19 protein-coding genes, 7 tRNA genes and 1 pseudogene are annotated in these 19,411 nt (G+C 70.9%); 10 read left to right on the top strand and 17 right to left on the bottom strand.

The window, feature by feature from the left end:
• Positions 1-95: 95 nt before the first annotated feature.
• Both OHA03_RS26020 and OHA03_RS26015 read right to left on the bottom strand, forming a co-directional pair.
• Positions 96-1,379, bottom strand: coding sequence for a hypothetical protein (locus OHA03_RS26020; protein WP_267006179.1), 1,284 nt, complete (start codon positions 1,377-1,379; stop codon positions 96-98).
• Complete coding sequence (locus OHA03_RS26015; RefSeq protein WP_030918773.1) at positions 1,379-1,975, bottom strand: DUF4365 domain-containing protein; 597 nt, start codon at positions 1,973-1,975, stop codon at positions 1,379-1,381. The genes OHA03_RS26020 and OHA03_RS26015 overlap by 1 nt, the downstream gene beginning before the upstream one ends.
• A 195-nt stretch (positions 1,976-2,170) precedes the next feature.
• On the opposite strand from OHA03_RS26015, the gene OHA03_RS26010 reads away from it, so the two are divergent.
• Positions 2,171-2,896: a 3'-5' exonuclease gene (locus tag OHA03_RS26010; RefSeq protein ID WP_030968691.1), complete on the top strand. Its 726-nt coding sequence runs from the start codon at positions 2,171-2,173 to the stop codon at positions 2,894-2,896.
• A gap of 92 nt (positions 2,897-2,988) precedes the next feature.
• Here the strand turns inward: OHA03_RS26010 and OHA03_RS26005 are convergent.
• Together OHA03_RS26005 and OHA03_RS26000 are read right to left on the bottom strand one after the other, a co-directional pair.
• A tRNA-Val gene (locus OHA03_RS26005) sits at positions 2,989-3,060 on the bottom strand.
• A 39-nt stretch (positions 3,061-3,099) separates the two neighbouring features.
• A complete protein-coding gene (locus OHA03_RS26000; protein WP_267006178.1) occupies positions 3,100-3,546 on the bottom strand; it encodes an SRPBCC family protein in 447 nt (148 codons plus the stop codon).
• Between the two features lie 83 nt (positions 3,547-3,629).
• On the opposite strand from OHA03_RS26000, the gene OHA03_RS25995 reads away from it, so the two are divergent.
• On the top strand, positions 3,630-6,113 hold the full coding sequence (locus tag OHA03_RS25995) for an SCO7613 C-terminal domain-containing membrane protein (RefSeq protein ID WP_267006177.1): 2,484 nt from the start codon (positions 3,630-3,632) through the stop codon (positions 6,111-6,113).
• A gap of 147 nt (positions 6,114-6,260) precedes the next feature.
• Here the strand turns inward: OHA03_RS25995 and OHA03_RS25990 are convergent.
• From OHA03_RS25990 to OHA03_RS25980, 3 genes and pseudogenes are all read right to left on the bottom strand, one after another.
• Positions 6,261-6,608: pseudogene (locus OHA03_RS25990) on the bottom strand (extracellular solute-binding protein); the annotation flags it as partial.
• A gap of 185 nt (positions 6,609-6,793) precedes the next feature.
• A tRNA-Val gene (locus OHA03_RS25985) sits at positions 6,794-6,865 on the bottom strand.
• A gap of 54 nt (positions 6,866-6,919) precedes the next feature.
• On the bottom strand, positions 6,920-7,399 hold the full coding sequence (locus OHA03_RS25980) for a TIGR02611 family protein (RefSeq protein ID WP_267006176.1): 480 nt from the start codon (positions 7,397-7,399) through the stop codon (positions 6,920-6,922).
• Positions 7,400-7,589: 190 nt separating this feature from the next.
• Here OHA03_RS25980 and OHA03_RS25975 point away from each other — a divergent pair, with 190 nt between their 5' ends.
• Positions 7,590-8,003: an SsgA family sporulation/cell division regulator gene (locus OHA03_RS25975; protein ID WP_003959770.1), complete on the top strand. Its 414-nt coding sequence runs from the start codon at positions 7,590-7,592 to the stop codon at positions 8,001-8,003.
• Between the two features lie 355 nt (positions 8,004-8,358).
• A complete protein-coding gene (locus tag OHA03_RS25970; RefSeq protein WP_267006175.1) occupies positions 8,359-8,931 on the top strand; it encodes a CGNR zinc finger domain-containing protein in 573 nt (190 codons plus the stop codon).
• 15 nt (positions 8,932-8,946) lie between these two features.
• On the opposite strand, the gene OHA03_RS25965 is transcribed toward OHA03_RS25970, so the two are convergent.
• The 4 genes from OHA03_RS25965 to OHA03_RS25950 form a co-directional block, all read right to left on the bottom strand.
• On the bottom strand, positions 8,947-9,102 hold the full coding sequence (locus OHA03_RS25965) for a hypothetical protein (protein ID WP_176902249.1): 156 nt from the start codon (positions 9,100-9,102) through the stop codon (positions 8,947-8,949).
• 156 nt (positions 9,103-9,258) lie between these two features.
• Entirely contained in the window at positions 9,259-10,230 is a 972-nt protein-coding gene (locus tag OHA03_RS25960; RefSeq protein WP_267006174.1) for an acetylxylan esterase, read from the bottom strand.
• Between the two features lie 101 nt (positions 10,231-10,331).
• The gene (locus OHA03_RS25955; RefSeq protein ID WP_267006173.1) at positions 10,332-11,351 is read right to left on the bottom strand and encodes a LacI family DNA-binding transcriptional regulator; all 1,020 of its coding nucleotides are present in this window, start codon (positions 11,349-11,351) and stop codon (positions 10,332-10,334) included.
• A 161-nt stretch (positions 11,352-11,512) separates the two neighbouring features.
• Positions 11,513-11,968 (bottom strand): hypothetical protein, encoded by a 456-nt coding sequence (locus tag OHA03_RS25950; protein WP_267008160.1) that lies wholly within the window; start codon positions 11,966-11,968, stop codon positions 11,513-11,515.
• Between the two features lie 221 nt (positions 11,969-12,189).
• Here OHA03_RS25950 and OHA03_RS25945 point away from each other — a divergent pair, with 221 nt between their 5' ends.
• Positions 12,190-12,705 (top strand): DsbA family protein, encoded by a 516-nt coding sequence (locus tag OHA03_RS25945; RefSeq protein ID WP_267006172.1) that lies wholly within the window; start codon positions 12,190-12,192, stop codon positions 12,703-12,705.
• 39 nt (positions 12,706-12,744) lie between these two features.
• Here OHA03_RS25945 and OHA03_RS25940 read toward each other — a convergent pair whose 3' ends face one another.
• The 3 genes from OHA03_RS25940 to OHA03_RS25930 form a co-directional block, all read right to left on the bottom strand.
• A complete protein-coding gene (locus tag OHA03_RS25940; protein ID WP_267006171.1) occupies positions 12,745-13,584 on the bottom strand; it encodes a GNAT family N-acetyltransferase in 840 nt (279 codons plus the stop codon).
• Between the two features lie 72 nt (positions 13,585-13,656).
• Positions 13,657-14,478 carry an aminotransferase class IV gene (locus OHA03_RS25935; RefSeq protein ID WP_267006170.1) on the bottom strand — a complete coding sequence of 274 codons (822 nt, stop codon included), beginning with the start codon at positions 14,476-14,478 and terminating at the stop codon, positions 13,657-13,659.
• Entirely contained in the window at positions 14,478-15,512 is a 1,035-nt protein-coding gene (locus OHA03_RS25930; protein WP_267008159.1) for a chorismate-binding protein, read from the bottom strand. The genes OHA03_RS25935 and OHA03_RS25930 overlap by 1 nt, the downstream gene beginning before the upstream one ends.
• Positions 15,513-15,675: 163 nt before the next feature.
• Between OHA03_RS25930 and OHA03_RS25925 the strand changes: the two genes are divergently transcribed.
• From OHA03_RS25925 to OHA03_RS25905, 5 genes are all read left to right on the top strand, one after another.
• Positions 15,676-15,748 (top strand) — tRNA-Gly (locus OHA03_RS25925).
• Positions 15,749-15,785: 37 nt separating this feature from the next.
• Positions 15,786-15,859: transfer RNA gene (locus OHA03_RS25920), tRNA-Cys, on the top strand.
• A 1-nt stretch (position 15,860) separates the two neighbouring features.
• Positions 15,861-15,932: transfer RNA gene (locus OHA03_RS25915), tRNA-Val, on the top strand.
• A 19-nt stretch (positions 15,933-15,951) separates the two neighbouring features.
• A tRNA-Val gene (locus OHA03_RS25910) sits at positions 15,952-16,023 on the top strand.
• A 23-nt stretch (positions 16,024-16,046) separates the two neighbouring features.
• Positions 16,047-16,121, top strand: a tRNA-Val gene (locus OHA03_RS25905).
• A 164-nt stretch (positions 16,122-16,285) separates the two neighbouring features.
• Here OHA03_RS25905 and OHA03_RS25900 read toward each other — a convergent pair.
• From OHA03_RS25900 to OHA03_RS25890, 3 genes are all read right to left on the bottom strand, one after another.
• Positions 16,286-17,632, bottom strand: coding sequence for an OFA family MFS transporter (locus OHA03_RS25900; protein WP_267006169.1), 1,347 nt, complete (start codon positions 17,630-17,632; stop codon positions 16,286-16,288).
• A gap of 145 nt (positions 17,633-17,777) precedes the next feature.
• Positions 17,778-18,062: a zf-TFIIB domain-containing protein gene (locus OHA03_RS25895; RefSeq protein ID WP_267006168.1), complete on the bottom strand. Its 285-nt coding sequence runs from the start codon at positions 18,060-18,062 to the stop codon at positions 17,778-17,780.
• A gap of 67 nt (positions 18,063-18,129) precedes the next feature.
• On the bottom strand, positions 18,130-19,137 hold the full coding sequence (locus OHA03_RS25890; protein ID WP_267006167.1) for a phosphotransferase family protein: 1,008 nt from the start codon (positions 19,135-19,137) through the stop codon (positions 18,130-18,132).
• Positions 19,138-19,411 lie beyond the last annotated feature (274 nt).

Genomic DNA, 19,411 nt, shown 5'->3' with positions numbered 1-19,411 from the left:
TGTTCCACTGCGCACGCAAGACGAATCGTACCGAGCCGATGGCCCCCTTAGCGAAAGGGTCGGCTCAGGCCGCCCGCCTGCCCGGTTCGGCGCGCCTACTCGCCCGTGCAGGCCTCCTCGAAGAAGTCGAGGTTCTCCTGGAGCGACTTCATCAGCCGGTCCCGTTCCGCCTCGTCGACCTGTACGGGTACCACCTGCGAGGCCCGGGTCAGCCGCCGGAAGCCGTCCCGGCTCTCCAGCCTCCCCTCCACCCGGATCGGCAGCCCGACGAGATGGGCGTGGCCGGCGATCCGGTACGCCTCCTCGTCGAGCTCGAGCCGTACGTGCGGAACCTCGGCGCCCGCCAGGACCCGCAGCCGTACGACTCCGGCGCCGCGCGGCCCCGAGCGGCGCATCCGGACGACGGCTCCGGTGATCCGTACGTTGACGGCGGGTTCGTCCTCGACGTATCGCGCGCCGGCCAGCCGCAGGGCGGGCAGGTCGCCGGGTGAGAACTCGACCGGTTCGGGGCGGGCCGGGCAGCCTTCGGGGGTTCCCGCGGCGGGTGCCCAGGCGAGGGAGATCCTCGTCCCTTCCGAGCCGCGGACCAGGGCGATGACGGCCTGGGTCAGTTCCCGGCTGACACCGGCCTCGACAGCGCCGTCGAAGGCTTCCATGCCCCCGGTGGCGCGCTGGAAGTCGATGGCCTCGCGGGTGGCGTGCAGGGCGTGGTAGAGCCGTACGGAGACGGCGCGGCCCGGTTCGACGGGGAGATACGCGGTGAGGTCGCGGCCACCCGGCGCGGGTCCGACGAGGATGCCTTCGAGCGCGGCGAGGGCCCGGCGGCGGTGGCGTGCGCCGTGGAAGCCGGTGCGTCCCCGCACGGCGAGCGCCCCGGCGAGGAGGATCTGCCGGGCCGCGGCGCGCAGCTGTTCGGCGCCGCTCCAGCTGGCCGCTCCGGCGGCGCCCGCGGCGCCGACCGCACCGTCGGGGACATCGCGCCACCAGCGGATCTCGTCGCTGGGCACGGCCAGGGAGACCAGGACGTCACGGGCTGAGGGCGCGGCGCTCCGGGCGAGCGCGGTGAGTGCCTCGGCGAGGAGGTCCTCGCTGTCGGGGAAGGCCGTGGTCTCGGGTACGAGCAGGCTCGTACCGCCGCCGGAGGGTGCCACGGTTCCCGGCGGGGTCCATCGGCTGTACCGGCCGGCCGAGCCGCCGCGGCGACGCCAGCCGTGCCGGTCCAGCAGGGCACCGAGGACCGCGGGGTCGACGCGGGCGGGATCGGGGATGTCCCCGACGGGCGGCAGCACGGTGGGCCAGTGGCTCACCGTCTCGCTGGGGTGTGGTCGTGTGCCCGACGGCATCACTGCGTCGACGGGCTCGTCCATCGGCCGGTGCATCAGGGTCTCCCTCCCGCCCCGACCCGCGTCATGATCTCGCAGAGCGCGCGGTCGTCGAATATGCGCGTGGTCGGGATCCGCACAGTGGTCCTGTGCCGGCCTGTCACCGCATGGCCGGCCAGGTTGGTCCAGTAGCAGCAGTGCCGCAGGTCGAGCCGGTCGTGTCCGGCCCGCAGCCAGTCGTCCTGGCTGCGGGGCACAACCATCACGACCAGGATCTTGTGCACCGACACGGGCGTACGGGCCAGCTTCACCAGGTGGGCGTTGTCCAGCGTGAAGGCGAACGTCGGTCCGGACGGGTGCGGTGGTATCTGGTAGGTGCATTTCAGCTGCACCTTTATGGTCACCTCGTCGTCGACGAGGTGACCGGGGGCGCCGTGGCTGACATGCCAGTCGATGCCGTTGTCGGGAAAGGGCTGCGACAGGGAGCACCCCGCCGCGGCCGCGACCGCGTGCAAGTAGCCCACCTGGAGGGTCTCCATGCAGGCGGTGGTGGCGAGTGTGCCGCGCAGCGGAGCGATCTGCTGGGGCAACAGCCCTCCCCCGTAGCCTTCGGCACGGGAGGGGCCCCCTGATTCGGGCTGCGCGAGCGCCATGGCTCCGTATGCCTTCCGGGCTGTGCCGTTCGGTTTGTTCGGTTGGTGAGTCCTCGGGGCAACTTCCTCGCCCGTCACCTGTGTTGTCACCGCACGGAGCGGTCCGCAAACGGCGTATCAGGCAAAGGGCCCGGGTATCACCGAATCGGGCAGGGGAATCACACCATCTGCCGGTCGGGCACGAGGAGTTCGGGGATGACTCACTGGTATGAAGGGCCACTGGCCGCTTTTGACACCGAGACAACAGGAGTGGACGTCGAGGAGGACCGCATCGTTTCGGCGGCCCTGGTCGTCCAGGACACGGCGGGCGGGCGCATGCGCGTGACCCGCTGGCTGGTGAATCCGGGGGTGCCGGTACCCGTGGGGGCCACCGAGATCCACGGTCTGACCGACGATCACCTTCAGCGCAACGGCCGGTGGCCGGCGCCGGTGGTGGAGGAGATAGCCCGGGCGCTCGCCGAGCAGTGCGCGGCCGGACGCCCTCTCGTCGTGATGAACGCGCCGTTCGATCTGACGCTGCTGGACCGGGAGCTGAAGCGGCACCGGGCGTCGTCGCTGGCCGGGTACCTGGAGAACACGCCGCTGTGCGTGCTGGATCCGCGGGTCCTCGACAAGCATCTGGACCGGTACCGCAAGGGCCGGCGCACGCTCACCGATCTCTGTGCGCAGTACGAGGTGGTGCTGGACGGCGCCCACGATGCGGCGGCCGATGCGGCGGCGTCGCTGGAGCTTGTGCGGGCGGTGGGGCGGCGCTTCTCGTCGCGTCTGGAGCGGTTGTCCCCCTCGGAGCTGCATGCGCTGCAAGCGGTGTGGCACGCGGCGCAGGCCCGCGGGCTGCAGGCGTGGTTCGCGAAGAGCGGTACGCCGGAGGCGGTGGACCCGGCCTGGCCGCTGCGTCCGGAACTGCCGGCGGCGGCATGATCGCGGGCCTGCGGAAGCCGGTCTCGTGACCGTGGTCCGGACATGCAGAGGCCGGTCCGTCGATGACGCTGACGGACCGGCCTCTCCCGGGGTGGGCGATACTGGTTTCGAACCAGTGACCTCTTCGGTGTGAACGAAGCGCTCTCCCACTGAGCTAATCGCCCGGGAACGCACTGAACCATACAGGGCTCGGCGGGTGTGGTTCAAACTCCTTCAAGACGGGCCACCAGTCCTCGGCGTCCGGCCCGCATCATCAGGGCGTGGTTCGCCCGGAACACCGCACGTCCCGGCACCGCGAGCAGCCGCATCATCGTCCGGCGCACCTCGACCTCCTGCTCGTACGTGGCGCGGGTGCCGGTGCCGTGTGCGGTGACGGTCCAGCGGGCCCAGCCGTCGAGGTCGCCGTCGAGTGTCACTTCGAGCACTCCGGCCGCCGGGTCGCGGCGGCTCTCGCGGACGGTCATGACGAGGTCGTACGGGAGGAAGGAGCGGATCCGCATGGTTCCGGTGGCGTCGTCGACGGTGGCGACCTCGCGGATCTGCGGCCACCATCGGGGGTACTCCTCGGCGCGTTCGAGGACTCCGTACACGACAGCGGGCGGGGCGGATACGTCCCAGATGCTCACAAAACGGTAGCGGCTCCAGTCCATGGATCCCAGTCTGCGCGTACTCAGTCCCACAGCTGAGTATCCGAGCGCATGTCCGAACCTGTGGGCCGCGCCACACTCCGCTCATGGAACATGTGCCGCCGCCCGCCGAGGAATTGGCGCTCCTCGACCGTGAACTGGCCCGGCTGGATGCCCGCCGGATGCAACTGCTGACCCGTCGTGCCTGGCTGCTGAGTGTTCTGCAGCCGCCGGCCACGCCTCCCGCAGCACCGCCCGGACGACCGGCCCCGGCCCCGTTCGCGCCCTCGTTCCCCTCGGCGGCCCCCGTGCCGCCGCGCAGTGCACAGAATGTGCTGCTGACCCTGGGCGGTCTGCTGCTGATGATCGCGGCGATCGCATTCACCCTGGTCAGCTGGGGCCAGATGGGGATCGGCGGCCGCTCGGCGGTGCTCGCCCTGGTGACGGTCGCGGCGCTGGCCGCGCCCGCTGTGCTGCTGCGCCGTGGGCTGTCGTCGACAGCCGAGTCGCTGGGCGCGCTCGCGCTGGTGCTGATGGTGCTGGATGCCTATGCGCTGCACCGGGTGGCGGCGCCGGACACCGGCGGTCTCGGTTTCGCCTCGGCCGCTTCGGCGGTGCTGGCCGTTCTGTGGACAGCCTACGGTCTGGCGCTCGGCAAGCTGCGTCTGCCGCTGCCGATGGGCGTGGTGAGCGTGCAGTTCACGCTGGTGCTGTGGGCCTGGGCGGTGGGTGCGCAGGCGTCGGTCCTCGGTGGGGCGCTGCTGCTGACGGCGGCGCTGGACTGTGCGATCGCCCTGTGGGGCAAGGGTGTTGTGATGCGGGTGACCGCGACCGTCGGTGGTTGCCTTACGGGGACGGCCGGGCTGCTGGTGGCTCTGGTGCTGTCGGTGACGGCCGGTGCGCCGGCGGCGGCGGTGGCGCCCGGGGCGCTGCTGCTGGCGGGGGCGGCGGTCGCGCTGTTCGGGGTGTGGCGGGCGCCGAAGGAGTTCGCGGTGGCCGGTGGGCTGCTGGCCGGGCTCGCCGTGGTGGCCGGGGTGGGCGGTGTGCTGCGTGCGGGGGCGGCCGAGGACTGGTCGGTTCCGGTGTATCTGCTGTGCGGTCTGGTACTGCCGGCGGCGGTACGGGCTCCGCTGCCGCGACCGGCAGGGCAGGGCGTGCTGTGGGCGTCGGGGGTGGTGGCCGCGGGGTCGGTGCTGTCCGCGGTGCCTGTGGTCGCGATGACGCTGGTGGGTCCGGTTTCGCGGCTGACGGCGGTGTGGTCGGGTGCGCCGGAGGGCCGTGCTCGCGGTGCACTGGGGCTGGAGGGGATGGAGTGGTCACAGCTCTCCACGGCCCCGGTGATGCTGTTGGTGGTGGCCGGTCTGACGGGGGCGGCGTACCACTGGTGGACGTGGTGTGTGCGAACGGCCGGGGCGGTGGCCTCCCCCGGCGCGGCACGGCGGGGTGCGGCGGGTGCGAGTGCGCTGGTGCTCGGCTGGGCGGGGCTGCTGGTGCTGCCGGTTGCGCTGGACGCTCCGTACGCGGTGGCGGTGGCGGTGCAGTCGGTGCTGGTCTCGGCGCTCCTCGCCGTGACGGTACGGGGGGTGCGCCGCGGCGCGGGCCCTGTGGCGACGGCCGCGCTGGTGTGCGCCGTGGTCGGGGCGGTGAGTGCGGGGGCGCTTTCGCTGGCCGTGGAGCCCGCCACCTATGGAGTGTTCGGGGCGCTGCTGGTGCTGTTCGGGGCGGCGGCGGTCGGAATGCGTGCCGGTGCGGCGACGGCGGCGCGGGCGACCCGGCTCATGCGGGCGGTGCCGGCGTGTGCGGCCGTGGTGTGCGCGATGGTGCTCGCCGGTGCGCTGGGGGCCTCGCTGGAGCTCGCGACGTACCGGGCCGCGCCGCTCATGCTGATCGTCCCCACCGTGACGGTCCTGCTCGGGGCGCGGCTGCGGGGCGCACCGTCGGCGTTGCCGGTCGAGCTGACCGGCGCCGTCGCCGGTGCGGTGGCGGTCGCGATGGCCGTACCGGATGCGCCGTTCCTGGCTCTGGTCCTCGCGCTGTGCGGTGTGCTGGCGGCGGGCACGGCCGTGCGTGCGGAGCGGCGGCCGGCGGCCGGGTATCTGGCGGTGGTCCTGTTCGTCCTGGCGACCTGGGTGCGGCTGTCGGCGTCGGATGTGTCGGCCCCGGAGGCGTACACCCTGCCGGTGACGGTGCCCGCGCTGGCGGTCGGTGTGCTGCGGCGGCGCCGCGATCCGGCGGCGTCCTCGTGGACCGCGTACGGGGCGGGCCTGGCGGCGACGCTGCTGCCGAGTCTCTTCGCGGCCTGGGTCGACCCGTCGTGGGTGCGGCCGCTGCTGCTCGGCGTGGCGGCGTTGGTGATCACGCTCGCCGGGGCGCGGCTGCGGCTGCAGGCGCTGCTGCTGCTCGGTGGCGCGGTGCTGGCCATGGATGCGCTGCACGAACTGGCGCCGTATGTGATCCAGGTCGTGGGTGCACTGCCGCGCTGGCTGCCGCCCGCGCTGGCCGGTCTGCTGCTGCTGGTGGTCGGGGCGACGTACGAGCAGCGGCTGCGCGATGCGCGGCGGCTGAAGGACGTCCTGGGCCGGATGCGCTGACGTAGGTCGTGGTCGGCGGCCCGGCCCGGGGCGTGCTTCGGCTGCCTCAGGCCGGCATCCGGTCACCGAGGAGTGCAAGGTTCTCGATGGCGGCGAGTCCGTACAGCGCGGTGTCGTCGGTGTGGACCCAGTTGGCCTCGCTGCCTGGGCGCGGAAGTTCTCCATGCTGAGATTTCCGGCCTCGACCTGGGAATTGAGGTCGAGCAGCACACTCTTGTCGTCGTACTTGCGCAGAAATGCGACGGAGTTCTGGAAGACATCGGGGGCATTGCCCGCGGAGGCCTGCGTGTTGAACTTCTTCCAGAAATTCTCGTAGTCCCGGAAGTCCGTCTTGACCTTGATGTTCGGGTGCTTCTTCTCGAACAACGCGATGGTCTTGCTGATCAGCGTGGCCCGCTCCTGGCCGCCCCACCGGGAGCAGCGGATCTCGACCTTCCCGTCGGCCCCCGCTCCCCCGCCGTCACCGCCGCAGCCGGCCCCGCCACCACGGTCGATTGAATCGTTTCGGACGGCCTTGCTGGGGGAAGCTGGAGATCCGAGGGGCAACGTCAACGGCTGAGACGAAATCGATCGAAGCGCTTCGACCCGTCCGGGGCGACGGGGGCCGGCGACACCGGATTCGGTCCGGGAAACGCAAAAGGCCCCTGAGACTCTGCAGTCTCACGGGCCCTCTGTCCGGGTGGGCGATACTGGTTTCGAACCAGTGACCTCTTCGGTGTGAACGAAGCGCTCTCCCACTGAGCTAATCGCCCGGGCGCACCGCAAACATTACCCCATGTCAGCGGTGCCCTCCGACCACCGTCGGGTCACTCGTGGATCTTCCACGGCATCATGATGCCGAACTTCCAGACATAGATCCCGACCAGCACGGCGACGATCACCAAACCGACCACGGTGAGGATGATGTTCCGTCGCCGGACCTTGGGATCGAGTGCCTTCTGCGCCGCCTCGGTGACCTTGCGACGGGTCCAGCGCAGCACCAGCTGCGCCCAGACGAACTCGGTCGCCCAGATCGCCATGCCGCCGAAGATCACCAGCCAGCCGGGCCCTGGCAGCGGCAGCATGATCACGCCCGCCACGACCACGGCGAGGCCGACCACGAAGACGCCGACCTGCCAGCTCACATGGAGCGCCCTGGACGCCTTGATGAAGCCGGGCGCCCGCGATCCGAGCTCCCGTTCACCCTTCGTCACACCCTCCGTGACGTCCGGCGTCACGTCCCCCGTAGCGGGCACCCGGGCCGCCGGTGCGGCCGCCTCGTCCCGCGCGTCACTCTCCGCATTCATAGGCCCCAACCTACCGGAACGGTCTTTGTCACCGGAATGGCCGCATAACCCAAAGTTACACACCGCTGCACGAGCTACCTGAAGGGCCACAAAAAGGTCAGAGGGGTTTACAACGCCACCGTAGGTGGCATGTCGATTTCGCCGACGTGCGAATCCCCGAGCGCACACTGAGCGAAAGGCCCTGGCGCTTATGAACACCACGGTCAGCTGCGAGCTGCACCTGCGCCTCGTTGTGTCGAGCGAGTCCTCACTGCCTGTACCCGCGGGCCTGCGGTATGACACGGCCGATCCGTATGCCGTGCACGCCACCTTCCACACCGGAGCGGAGGAGACGGTCGAATGGGTATTCGCCCGCGACCTCCTAGCCGAGGGGCTGCACAGGCCCACCGGCACCGGAGACGTTCGCGTCTGGCCATCTCGAAGTCACGGCCAGGGCGTCGTCTGCATCGCGCTGAGCTCCCCAGAGGGCGAAGCCCTGCTCGAGGCCCCGGCGAGGGCCCTGGAGTCGTTCCTGAAGAGGACCGACGCCGCGGTACCGCCCGGCACCGAGCATCGTCACTTCGACCTCGATACGGAGCTCTCACACATCCTGGCCGAGAGCTGAGCCAGACCGAGAGCTGCACGGCGCCGTCCGACTCGGGGCGACGGTGCCGCGCAGACAACCACATAGGGCAGACACCGGCGCCGTGACCACGGAAACCACCGTGGTCACGGCGTCGGTGCGATGTGCGCCGGTGCGCACCGGCGCACATCCGGCCCACCGATCCGTGCCTGGCAGGCCCAGCGCGCCCCCAGTGCCCCCGTACGCCTCCTCCGGCACCTGGTTGCCCACCCGTAGCCGATAAGCGCTCCTCGGCGGCTCCACGGGCCCTCTCCGGGCCCCTGTGCGTCTTCGCCGAGCCAGTAGAGTCAGCCGGCATCGGTGGGCGCCCGCTCGCCGGAGGCCAGGGAGCGAAAGCGTGCTGATCCCCCACGACACCCGGATCGCCCTCGACACGGTGGTCGATCTGGTGAACACCGCACCGGAGACCGACCGGCCCGAGGACGAGCGGAACGACGGTCTCGCCGGCGTCGAAGCGCTTTACGAATTCGCCCGGCGGCACCGCATCAGCGGCGTGGGCGACCTCGGCGAGAAGGACCTGCGGGCCGTACAGGACGTACGGACCCGCTTCGCCGAGATCTTCGCGACGCAGGACACCCGGATCGCCGCCGGTCTCGTCAACAACCTCGTGGCCGCCGCGGGCACCACGCCGCAACTCAGCAACCACGACGGCTACGACTGGCATGTGCATTACTTCGCACCGGACGCATCGATCGCCGACCATCTCGCGGCCGACTGCGGCATGGCGCTGGCCTTCATCGTCGTGGCGGGCGAACTGGAGCGGCTGCGGCGCTGCGAGGCACCGGACTGCCGGGACGCGTTCGTGGATCTGTCCCGCAACCGCTCCCGCCGGTACTGCTCCAGCCGCACCTGCGGTAATCGGCTCCATGTCGCCGCGTACCGGGCGCGCCGCAGGGAAGCGGCCGGCTGACCGCTCACCGCGCGCTCACAGCAGGAAGAGATCGTGCAACGCGGCCATCAGCAGCAGGCTGCCGACCACCGCGAGGAAGATCATCAAAGGGGGCTGGGACAGCGCGAAGAGGCAGCCACGCGGCTCTTCGTCGGGGGGTGCGGGGGCATCGCCCCGGGAGGTGTCCACCATCTCGGGACGATCATGACGCAGGCCGGACCCCGTTGGCGATCAACACGCCTTTTTGTGACGGGAGTTCACTCTCCCCATGATCGGGAGGATTCGCTCCGGCGTCCGATTCGCCGTCACATATTCGGGACCGCGGCCCGCTCCCCCGCCCCGTACCGCTCAGCCGAGATCGCGCAACATGCGCAGCTGGACGGCCCGGTGGGCCGATGAGCCGCCCTCGTGGTTGTTCCAGGGGTAGACCTCGATCTCCTTCGGGCCCGCCCAGTGGTTGTAGGCGGCGAAGACCGTCGACGGCGGGCAGATGGTGTCCATCAGCGCCACCGAGTAGAGCGCCGGGGCGGTGGCCCGGGCGGCGAAGCTGATGCCGTCGAAGTAGGAAAGCGTACGGAACACCTGCTCGGCGAGGCCGTGTTGGGTGGCGAGGAAACGCACGATCTCCTGGTACGGGTCCTTGTCGGTGATCTCGACGGCCCGCCGGAAGTGGGACAGGAACGGTACGTCGATCAGCGCCGCCTTCACGTGCGGGCTGAGCCCGGCCACCGCCTGGGCGATGCCGCCGCCCTGGCTGCCGCCGTGCACGACGATGCGGTCGGGGTCGACGGAGGGGTGGGCACGGGCCACCTCGACGGCGCGTACCGCGTCGGTGAACACGCGCCGGTAGTAGTACGCGTCGGGGTCGAGGATGCCGCGGGTCATGAAGCCGGGCGACTGCGGGTTGGCGCCGCCGTGCGGGTCGGGCGTGGAGCCCGCCGAGTGGCTGTTGACGGCGCCCTGGCCGCGGGTGTCGACGAGCAGGGTGGCCCAGCCGGCCGCGGGCCAGACCAAGTGGTCGTGCGGCAGTCCGCGACCGCCGCCGTAGCCGAGGTAATGGACGACGCACGGGAGGGGACCCTCGGCGCCCGCGGGAACATTCAGCCAGGCACGTATGCGGTGACCGCCCCAGCCGGAGAAGGTCACGTCGTGTATGTCGACCGTGCTCAACGCCCCGTCGTAAGGCTCGAATTCGGGGTCGAGCGGGAACGCGGACGACTCGTCGAGGGTGCGCTTCCAGAAGGCGTCGAAATCGGCGGGTTCACCGGACTCCGGGCGGTAGTCGCGGAGTTGATCCAGAGGAAGATCGAACAGGGGCACGGCGTCTCCGTTTCGGACATACGGCTAGGAGGGACGGACGGACAGGAACACGGGAGAAAGCGGGTCCCGGGCGCGGACCGGGGAACCGGGCGCCGGCCCGGTCAGTGCGCCGCTGTGCTGGAGGCGCGCACGACCAGCTCCGGCTGGAGCACCACGCTGCGGTGCTCGTGCGTGCCGTCCTCGTCGTCCGCCTCCTCCAGCAGGAGTTCCGCGGCCAGCCGGCCCATCATGACGGCGGGCTGACGGACCGAGGTGAGCGGTACGGCAGCAGCGGCGGCGAATTCGATGTCGTCGTAGCCGACGATGGCGATGTCCTGCGGCACCCGCACGCCGGCCGCGTACAGCGACTGCAGTACGCCGAGAGCCAGCAGGTCGTTGGCGCAGAACACGGCGGTGGGCCGGGGCACGAGCCCCAGCAGCCGGGCCCCGGCGTCGCGGCCCGCTGCCACGTCCAGGCGCTCGGAGGGGATCTCGACGAGCGCCTCGGGCCCCAGCCCGGCCCCGGCGAGGGCCGACAGGGCACCCTCGCGGCGGTCCCTGATCTGGTGAAGGTCGCCGGGGCCGCTGACGTACGCCACCGCGCGGTGCCCGGCCGAGACGAGGTGGCCGACGGCCAGGGCGCCGCCCCGCACGTCGTCGACGGAGACCGCACAGGTCCCGGTGGAGGATGCGACCCGGTCCACCAGCACGAAGGGGATGCGGTGGCGCCTGAACGCCTCCAGATTGCGGCCGGTCGCATCGGCAGGCGTGACCAGCACACCGCACACCCGCTGCTCGGCGAAGAGCCCCAGGTACTCGGCCTCCTCCGCCGGGCTCTGGCCGCTGTTGCAGACCATCACCCCGAGGCCGGCCTGCCGCGCGGCGCGTTCGGCGCCCCGGGCCACGTCGACGAAGAACGGGTTGCCCATGTCGAGCACCAGCAGCGCCATGATCCGGCTGCGGCCGGCCCTGAGCTGGCGCGCGGACTCGCTGCGTACGTACCCGAGCTCCTCGATCGCGGCCAGCACCCTGGCCCGGGTCTCCGGCAGCACCGCTTCGGGCCGATTGATCACATTGGACACGGTGCCCACGGAGACCCCGGCCTGCCGGGCCACATCCTTGATCCCTGCCACACGCGCCACTTGCCCTGCCCTACCTGAATTGTTTCAATCCGACCGGGACGCTAGCCCCATCCCCGTAGAGCGTCAAGGATCACGGGAGGGCGCCAAGGATCGCATATGAATCGATTCACCACCGATTCATACGTCACCCCGCCCCAGATGGCCTGCCTGCGGGCCGGATCTCAGATGCCGTGCTTCTTCAGAATGGCCTCGATGTCGCTGAAGTCCTCGCCCGCGGCGGTGGCCTGCTGCTTCGGCTTCTCCTTCGCCTGCGGCCGGAGCGCCGGTACGCCGCCCCCGAGGGAGGGCGCCGACGCGGCGGGCGCGACGGCGTCACGCTGCGCCGCCTGTGCGGCGGCCTTGCGCTCCTTGCGGGTGCCGACACCGCGGCGTTCGATCGCGCGCGTGGTCATGAAGAGCAGCCAGGCCAGCCCGAGCAGTCCGAAGCCGAGCCAGACGCTGGGTTTGAAGGCGATGTCGGAGACCCACTGGACGACCCCCGTCAGCACCAGAGCGATCGGGACCAGGGAGTAGGCGGCGATCCGGGTCGCGGCCAGGAAGCGCTTCCGGTACGCGGTCACGGCGGCGATGCCCAAGCCCGCCGCGGACACCGCGGAGCAAATGGTCTCGGCAAGCATCGGGGCCTCCAGGCGCGCGGGGAAACGTCCCTTCCATCCTGCACCGCCCACCCGGTGGGTGGCCATGATCCAGGACCACATCAGGGACATTTCAGGGCCGGGATCCTCCCCAGGTGCCGACCGGAGCCCGGTCGGCACCTGACGGGGCCGGGGCGAATGTCAACCGGGTCCGGGGCTGATGCCGATTGGGATGCGCACTCGGGCCCTGGGAGACTGGCCCCATGAGCGATTCCACCCCCGCAGCCCCGGTCGTCCTCGACGTCTGGTGCGAGCTCCAGTGCCCCGACTGCCACCGCGCCCTCACCGATGTGCACGCCCTTCGCGCCCGGTACGGCGACCGGCTCGACGTGCGCCTGCGACACTTCCCGCTGGAGAAGCACAAGCACGCCTACGCCGCGGCACAGGCCGCCGAGGAGGCCGCGGAGCAGGGCAAGGACTGGCCGTACATCGAGGCCGTGCTCGCCAGGACCGACGAGCTCGGCCGCACGGGCGAGCCGCTGCTGATCGAGGTGGCGCGTGAACTCGGCCTGGACGCCGAGGAGTTCGACACCGCCCTGATCGACGGGCGGCACATGCTGATGGTCGACGCCGACCAGGCCGAGGGGAAGGCCATCGGCGTGACCGGCACCCCCACGTATGTGATCGGCGGCGAGACGCTGGACGGCAGCAGGAATCAGGACGGGCTGCGCGAGCGGATCGAGGAGATCGCCGACCGGCTGCTGGCCGAGCAGGCCTGACGGCACTCTCCGCCAGCCGGCGCGGTCCTGCCGACGCGGCTACAGGGCCTTGACGAGGTTGTACCGGGTCACTTCGTAACCGAGCGACTCGTACAGCCGGACCGCCGGCGTGTTGGACGAGAGGACGTGCAGACCGATCCGCTCGTGCCCGGCGTCCAGCGCGATGCGTTCCGCCTCGAGCATCAACGCCCGGCCGAACCCCCGGCCGCGGAAAGCCTCCCGCACCTCGACGTCGAAGACGTACCCGACCACCGTCCCCGGGTGCATCTCGAACCGTGACACCCAGACATGTCCCACGGTCCCGTCGTCCTCATGGACCAGGGTGTGCAGATGCGCGCCCTCCGTGGCGAGTCCGTGCGGCAGATACGTCCGATGGGAGATCTCGGCCTTCCGCATGGCCTCGACCTCCGGGACGCCGCGGGCGATCCAGGTCTCCGCGTAACCGGTGATCGCGGTGCTCTCCCACTGCGCGAACTCCTCCGGCGTCATCGGTCGCCCGGTGACGCCGTCCGGCAGTACGGGAGGGTTCTGCGGCAGATCCTTGATCATGTTCTTGCTGCGCTCGGTGTAGCCGAGCGCAGCAGCGAGCCGCTGTCCGGCTGTGCTGTCCGCTCCCACCGAGAGCTCCAGCCGGGAGCAACCCCAGCCGCGCAGCACTTCCTCGGCGGCGAGTGCGGCAATGGTGCCGCGGCCGCGCCTTCGATTCGGTTCGTCGATCCGCAGGGAGTGGAGCACCCCCGCCGTCGCTCCGAATCCCGGGTCGGTGCCGATCTCGACGACGCCGACCGGGCGTCCGTTGTCGCACACGTCGTACGCGCGGGTCCTCGCGCCGTCGGCGCCTTGCTGGATCGGCCCGGTCGGCCGGAGGGTCGTGGTCATCACCGGTGTTCTATCCGCTGAGGCGCGGCCCGTCACCTGATTTCGCGGATCCGGCCGGGGGACGGGTCGCACTCACGGATCGAGGTCGTGCCCGGCGCGCTCGTCGAAGACCCTCATGGCCTTCGCCGTCACGGGTCCTGGCGTGCCGGGCAGTTCCCGGCCGTCGATCCGGCGGACGGCCTGGACATCCCGCAGGCTCGAGGTCACGAACACCTCCTCGGCGTGCTCCAGCACATCCATGGACAGTTCGGTCTCGTGCGCCCCCGCCCACTCGACGACCAGCGCGCGGGTGATCCCGGCGAGGCAGCCGGAGGAGACCGGCGGGGTGTGCAGCTGCCCGCCGAGGACGACGAAGACGTTGGTTCCGGTGCCTTCGCAGAGCTGCCCGACAGTGTTGGCGAAGAGCGCCTCCGAGGCGCCCCGTTCATGGGCGCGGGCGAGTGCGACGACATTCTCCGCGTACGAGGTGGTCTTGAGCCCGGCGAGCGCGCCTCGCTCGTTGCGTGTCCAGGGGACGGTGATCACGGCGGTGGTGTCGTGGCGTCGGGTGGATTCCCCGAGGGCGACGACGAGGCCCGCCCCGTCGTTGCCACGGTCGGAGCCGAGCGGGGAGAGCCCGCCGGTGTACGTGATGCGCAGCCGTCCGAGCTCCATGGGGTTGGCGTCGATGACCGCGGCGCAGGCCCGGCGCACTTCGTCGAGGTCGGGGTCCGGCAGGCCGAGGCCGCGGGCCGAGCGGGTCAGCCGGTCGAGGTGCCGGGTGAGGGCGAAGGGCCGGCCGGCGGAGGTCTTGACGGTCTCGAAGATGCCGTCGCCCACGGTCAGTCCGTGGTCGAACACGGACACCCTGGCGTCGGCCTCGTCGCGCAGTGCGCCGTTGACCCAGATCTTCATCACGCGGTCCTTTCAGTCGCTCGGTGAGCGCCCGACGCTACAGCGAGCAGCCGGGCCGCCTTCAGCTCGGTCTCGTCCCATTCACGTTCCGGGTCGGAGCCCCAGGTGATGCCGGCGCCGGTGCCGAACCGGAGGACCGGGACAGCTTCGGTGCGGTCGACCCAGAAGGTCCGGATACCGACGGCGAGGCCGGCGGTGGAGCGGTCGGCGTCGACCCAGCCGATACCCCCGCAGTAGGGGCCGCGGGGCGCGGTCTCCAGTGACTCGATGATCCGGAGGGCGCTGGACTTGGGTGCCCCGGTGACCGAGCCGGGCGGGAACGCGGCGGCGAGCAGTTCGGGCCAGCCGACGCCGTCGGCGAGGTGGCCGCGCACGGTGGAGACGAGATGGACGAGCCCCGGGTGCTTCTCCACCACGCAGAGGTCGGGGACGGTGACCGATCCGGTGGCGCAGACCCGGCCCAGGTCGTTGCGGACCAGGTCGACGATCATCACGTTCTCGGCGTGGTCCTTCTCCAGCAGATCGGCTTCGGTGCGGCCGGTGCCCTTGATCGGTCCGGACTCGACGGTCCGGCCGTCCCGCTTCAGGAAGAGTTCGGGGGACGCGGTGGCGACCTCCACGCCGTGCGCGGGCAGCCGGATCGTTCCTGCATAGGGGGCGGGGTTGCCGAGTGCGAGCAGCGCGGTGAGGGCGTCGACGTCCGCGGCAGCCGGGTCCGGCAGCACCGCGGTCATCACCCGGCACAGGTTGGCCTGGTAGACCTCGCCCGCCGCTATGTACTCCCGGATGCGACGTACTCCGGCGGTGTACGCGGCCCGGTCCAGGGACGAGACCCAGTCGCCGGCTCCGGGGCCGCGCCAGGCTCCGGGCGCGGGCGCGGGCACCGGCGCGGACCGTACGGTGCCGAAGCGGGCGCAGACGAGGCCGCCCTCGAAATCGGCGCATACGGCCCAGAAGCCGGACGAGTCGAGGGCGGCGGGATCACTGGTCACATCCTGCAGATCGGACGCGATGAGGCCGTCGAAGCGGGCCATTGGGGCGAGGTCGTGCACGTTGCTGAGTCTAGGACGGCCCGCGGTGACCTGCGCCGGGGCGAACGCACCGCAGCACGCTGCACAAACGCGTTTTTGTACTGGCCCGGGAATCCGCTAGAGTTCAACACGTCGCCGGGACACGCAAGTGGAACGGAAACGACAAGCGGACGTGGCTCAGTTGGTAGAGCATCACCTTGCCAAGGTGAGGGTCGCGAGTTCGAATCTCGTCGTCCGCTCGAAGTGGGGGATCTTTTCCCGAACCCCTGCACTCCTGGTGGAGTGGCCGAGAGGCGAGGCAACGGCCTGCAAAGCCGTCTACACGGGTTCAAATCCCGTCTCCACCTCCAAGGACGATTAGCTCAGCGGGAGAGCGCTTCCCTGACACGGAAGAGGTCACTGGTTCAATCCCAGTATCGTCCACTGGTCCGCAAGGATCCCCGCGCGATTAGCTCAGCGGGAGAGCGCTTCCCTGACACGGAAGAGGTCACTGGTTCAATCCCAGTATCGCGCACGCTGTACACGCAGGTTCACCCTGCGCGATTAGCTCAGCGGGAGAGCGCTTCCCTGACACGGAAGAGGTCACTGGTTCAATCCCAGTATCGCGCACCAGCCGAAGCCCCGGTCGTCTCGACGACCGGGGCTTCGTCGTTTCCGCGGTGGGCTCGACCGACCGGGGTCAGCCGGTGAAGAGTTGGGTGGCCTTACGGATCAGTTCGTACAGCCCGTAGGCGAACGGCAGGGCGACCCAGAGCCAGACCACGGCAGTGAGTGTTCTACGACTGCTGGTGTGCACGGGTCTTCCTCTCCGCTGCCTCGTGGAAGCGTGGGTGGACGGGGCGTACGAGCTCGTTGGCGGCGAAGCCGACGATCAGCAGTCCGATCATGATCGTCAGTGATGTCGTGTACAGGTCGGACCCGCTGCGGCCCGCCCGCTCACCCGCGTCCGCCACCCAGTTGACGATCAGCGGGCCGAGGACGCCGGCGGTGGACCAGGCAGTCAGCAGCCGGCCGTGGATGGCGCCGACCTGATACGTGCCGAAGAGGTCCTGCAGATAGGCGGGGATCGTGGCGAATCCGCCTCCGTAGAACGAGAGAATCACCAGCGCGCAGCAGATGAAGAGCGGCTTGGAGCTGCCGAACTGGACGATCGTGAGGTACATCAGCGCGCCGACACCCAGGTAGATGCGGTACATGTTCTTGCGGCCGATGAGGTCCGAGGTCGAGGACCACAGGAGCCGGCCGGTCATGTTGGCCAGGGAGAGCAGGGCGACGAAGCCTGCCGCGGCGGAGACCGTGACCGGGGCCGAGGTGCCCGTGAAGAAGTCCGAGATCATCGGAGCGGCCTTCTCCAGAATGCCGATGCCCGCGGTGACGTTCATGCAGAGCACCACCCACAGACACCAGAACTGCGGTGTCCGCAGCGCGTTGCGGGCGGACACCTGAGCCGTGGTGACGAGGCGGCGGGGCGCCGCCTCCGACCGGTGGCCGGCCGGGAGCCAGCCGTCCGGCGGCACCCGGACAAGGAGGACGCCGAGCGCCATGAAACCGGCGTAGGCGAGACCGTGGACCAGGAAAGCAGTGGCGATTCCCGCGCTGTCGGTACCGAAGGCTTCGAGCATCCCGGTCGACCAGGGCGAGGCGATCAGCGCTCCGCCGCCGAAGCCCATGATGGCGATGCCGGTGGCCATGCCGGGGCGATCGGGGAACCACTTGATGAGCGTGGAGACCGGCGAGATGTAGCCGATGCCGAGTCCAATACCGCCGATGAAGCCGTAACCGAGGACGACCAGCCAGAACTGATCGGTGGCAACGCCGAGGGCGGCGACGAGGAAGCCCGAGGAGAAGCAGACGAGGGAGACGAACATCGCCCAGCGCGGCCCGTTGCGTTCGACGAGGGTGCCGCCGAAGGCCGCGGAGAGGCCGAGCATGACGATGGCGAGTTGGAAGGGAAGGGCGCTGGCGGTACCGGAAAGGCCGAGAGCCGACTCGAGCGGGGGCTTGAACACGCTCCAGGCATAGGCCTGCCCGATCGAGAGATGCACCGCGAGAGCGGCGGGCGGGACTAGCCAGCGGCTCCAGCCGGGTGGCGCGACGGTCCGGGACCTGTCGAGGAAGGTCATGGGCCGGAACTTTAAGGATCAACCATGTCGGTGCCTAGATGTCCGACACAACTTTGTCGACGGTATGCACTACGGCCGGGCCGGACCGTGCGCGCTGCGGGCCCGGACACCGTGCGTCCGGGCCCGCAGCATGGCGTCGGCCCGATCAGGACGAGAAGAGCATGTGGCCGAAGCTCTTGTGCCGGTGGTGACCGCCGTGGTGGCCGCCGTGGTGCTGCGGAGCGCCCCAGGCGGGGGCGGGTGCGGCCGGGTAGGCCTGAGGGGCCGGCGGCACGGGCGGCGCCTGCTGCGTCCACTGCGCCTCGATGCGGGTCAGGGACTCCAGCTCGCCGTAGTCGAGGAATATCCCCCGGCAGCCGCTGCACTGCTCGATCTGGATGCCATTGCGGTTGTATGTCTGCATCTGCGCGTGGCACTTGGGACACTGCATGGTCGGCTCAGCTCCTCGCCGTCGGTTCGCCGTCCCGGAATTCATGCCCGGAGACGATCGGTTCACCCTACGACGAGTGTTCGGCGGCCAACTCGTGCGGGAGGGACGCAATTCGGGCACAGGCGTCGATCATCATCTGTTCCACTTCATCCGGAGTTCTCCCCTCCGCGGCGGACTTGGCGAACGCCAGCGCGGCGGTCTGCACCGTCAGGGCGCGGGCCGGGACGTCCAGGTCGGGCCAGGGGTCGCCGTCGGCGCGTACGGCCGGCCCGCCGGCCGCCCGGTAGGCGTCCAGGAAGCGCAGCCAGACGTCGGGAGACAGCAGCCCGGCCGCGTACCAGGCAGCGGGGCGCGCGAGGTCCCAGGCGGGGTCACCGAGGCCCAGGTCGTCGACGTCGATCAGCAGCCAGGGGCCGTGCGGGGCGGGGTGGCGGACGAGCTGGCCGAGATGCAGATCGCCATGGCAGAGGAAGCGCGAGCGGTTCGGGGGTGCGACGTCCTCGTCGCGGGCCCAGGCGGGCAGCCGCCGCCATGCTTCGCGTACGGGGGCGGTGGCCGGGTCGCCGGGCCTGGCCCGGCACATCCGGGCCACGGCGAGGGCGGCCTTCGCGGGGCCGCGCATCGCGGGGAACGCCCGCCGCACGGCCCGGGGCGGGGTCGGTGGTGCGGTGCGGTGGAGCCGGGCCAGGAGGACGGCTGCCTCTTCCCAGGGGGCGGCGTCGGGGTCTGCGGGGTCGACGGGTTCGCCGTGCGGCCACAGGGTCACGGAGCGGCCGTGCACCGTGGCGTTGGGGGCGTCGGGCCCGGCGGGCCCGGTGGGCCGGGGCACGGGTGGCAGGAGGATGCCGGTCAGCGCGGGGGACGCGGCGAGGGCGAGGCGGGCGGCCAGGGCCGTGGTGTCGGTGTCCGGGGCGTGGGCCTTCGCGACCACCGGACCGCTGCGGACGACTGTGCCGTCGGCGCGGTCCGCGAGCACGGTCGGTGCCGGGCAGGTGCACGGCGCCTCGGCACCCGTGGGCGGGTGGGCCGCGTCATGAGCGAGGGCGCCCAGCGCACGGACGACTGCGGTGGTCACGGTCTCCCCCGGTGGCAGCAGGTGCGGCCCGGTTCCGCCCGGGCCCGCCGATGAGCGTACGCGCCGCCGCGCACGCCGTGATGCGGCGCCGAGTGCCTCCGGGCAGTGCCGCGGCCGGGGGCGCGGCGGCCGGGCGCGAGGGACCCCGGAAAGCGCGATGTCCGGTCAGCTCCCCAGCTGACCGGACAAACGCTGCCGTCCGCCGCACCCCCGTCCCCACGGGGCTGTTGGCCCGATGTCCCGGTCCGGACCGCTCTTCCGGACCCGGGGCGCC

The sequence above is a fragment of the Streptomyces sp. NBC_00154 genome, from assembly GCF_026342835.1.
Lineage (GTDB): Bacteria > Actinomycetota > Actinomycetes > Streptomycetales > Streptomycetaceae > Streptomyces.
This window is presented reverse-complemented; position numbering and strand designations above follow the sequence as displayed.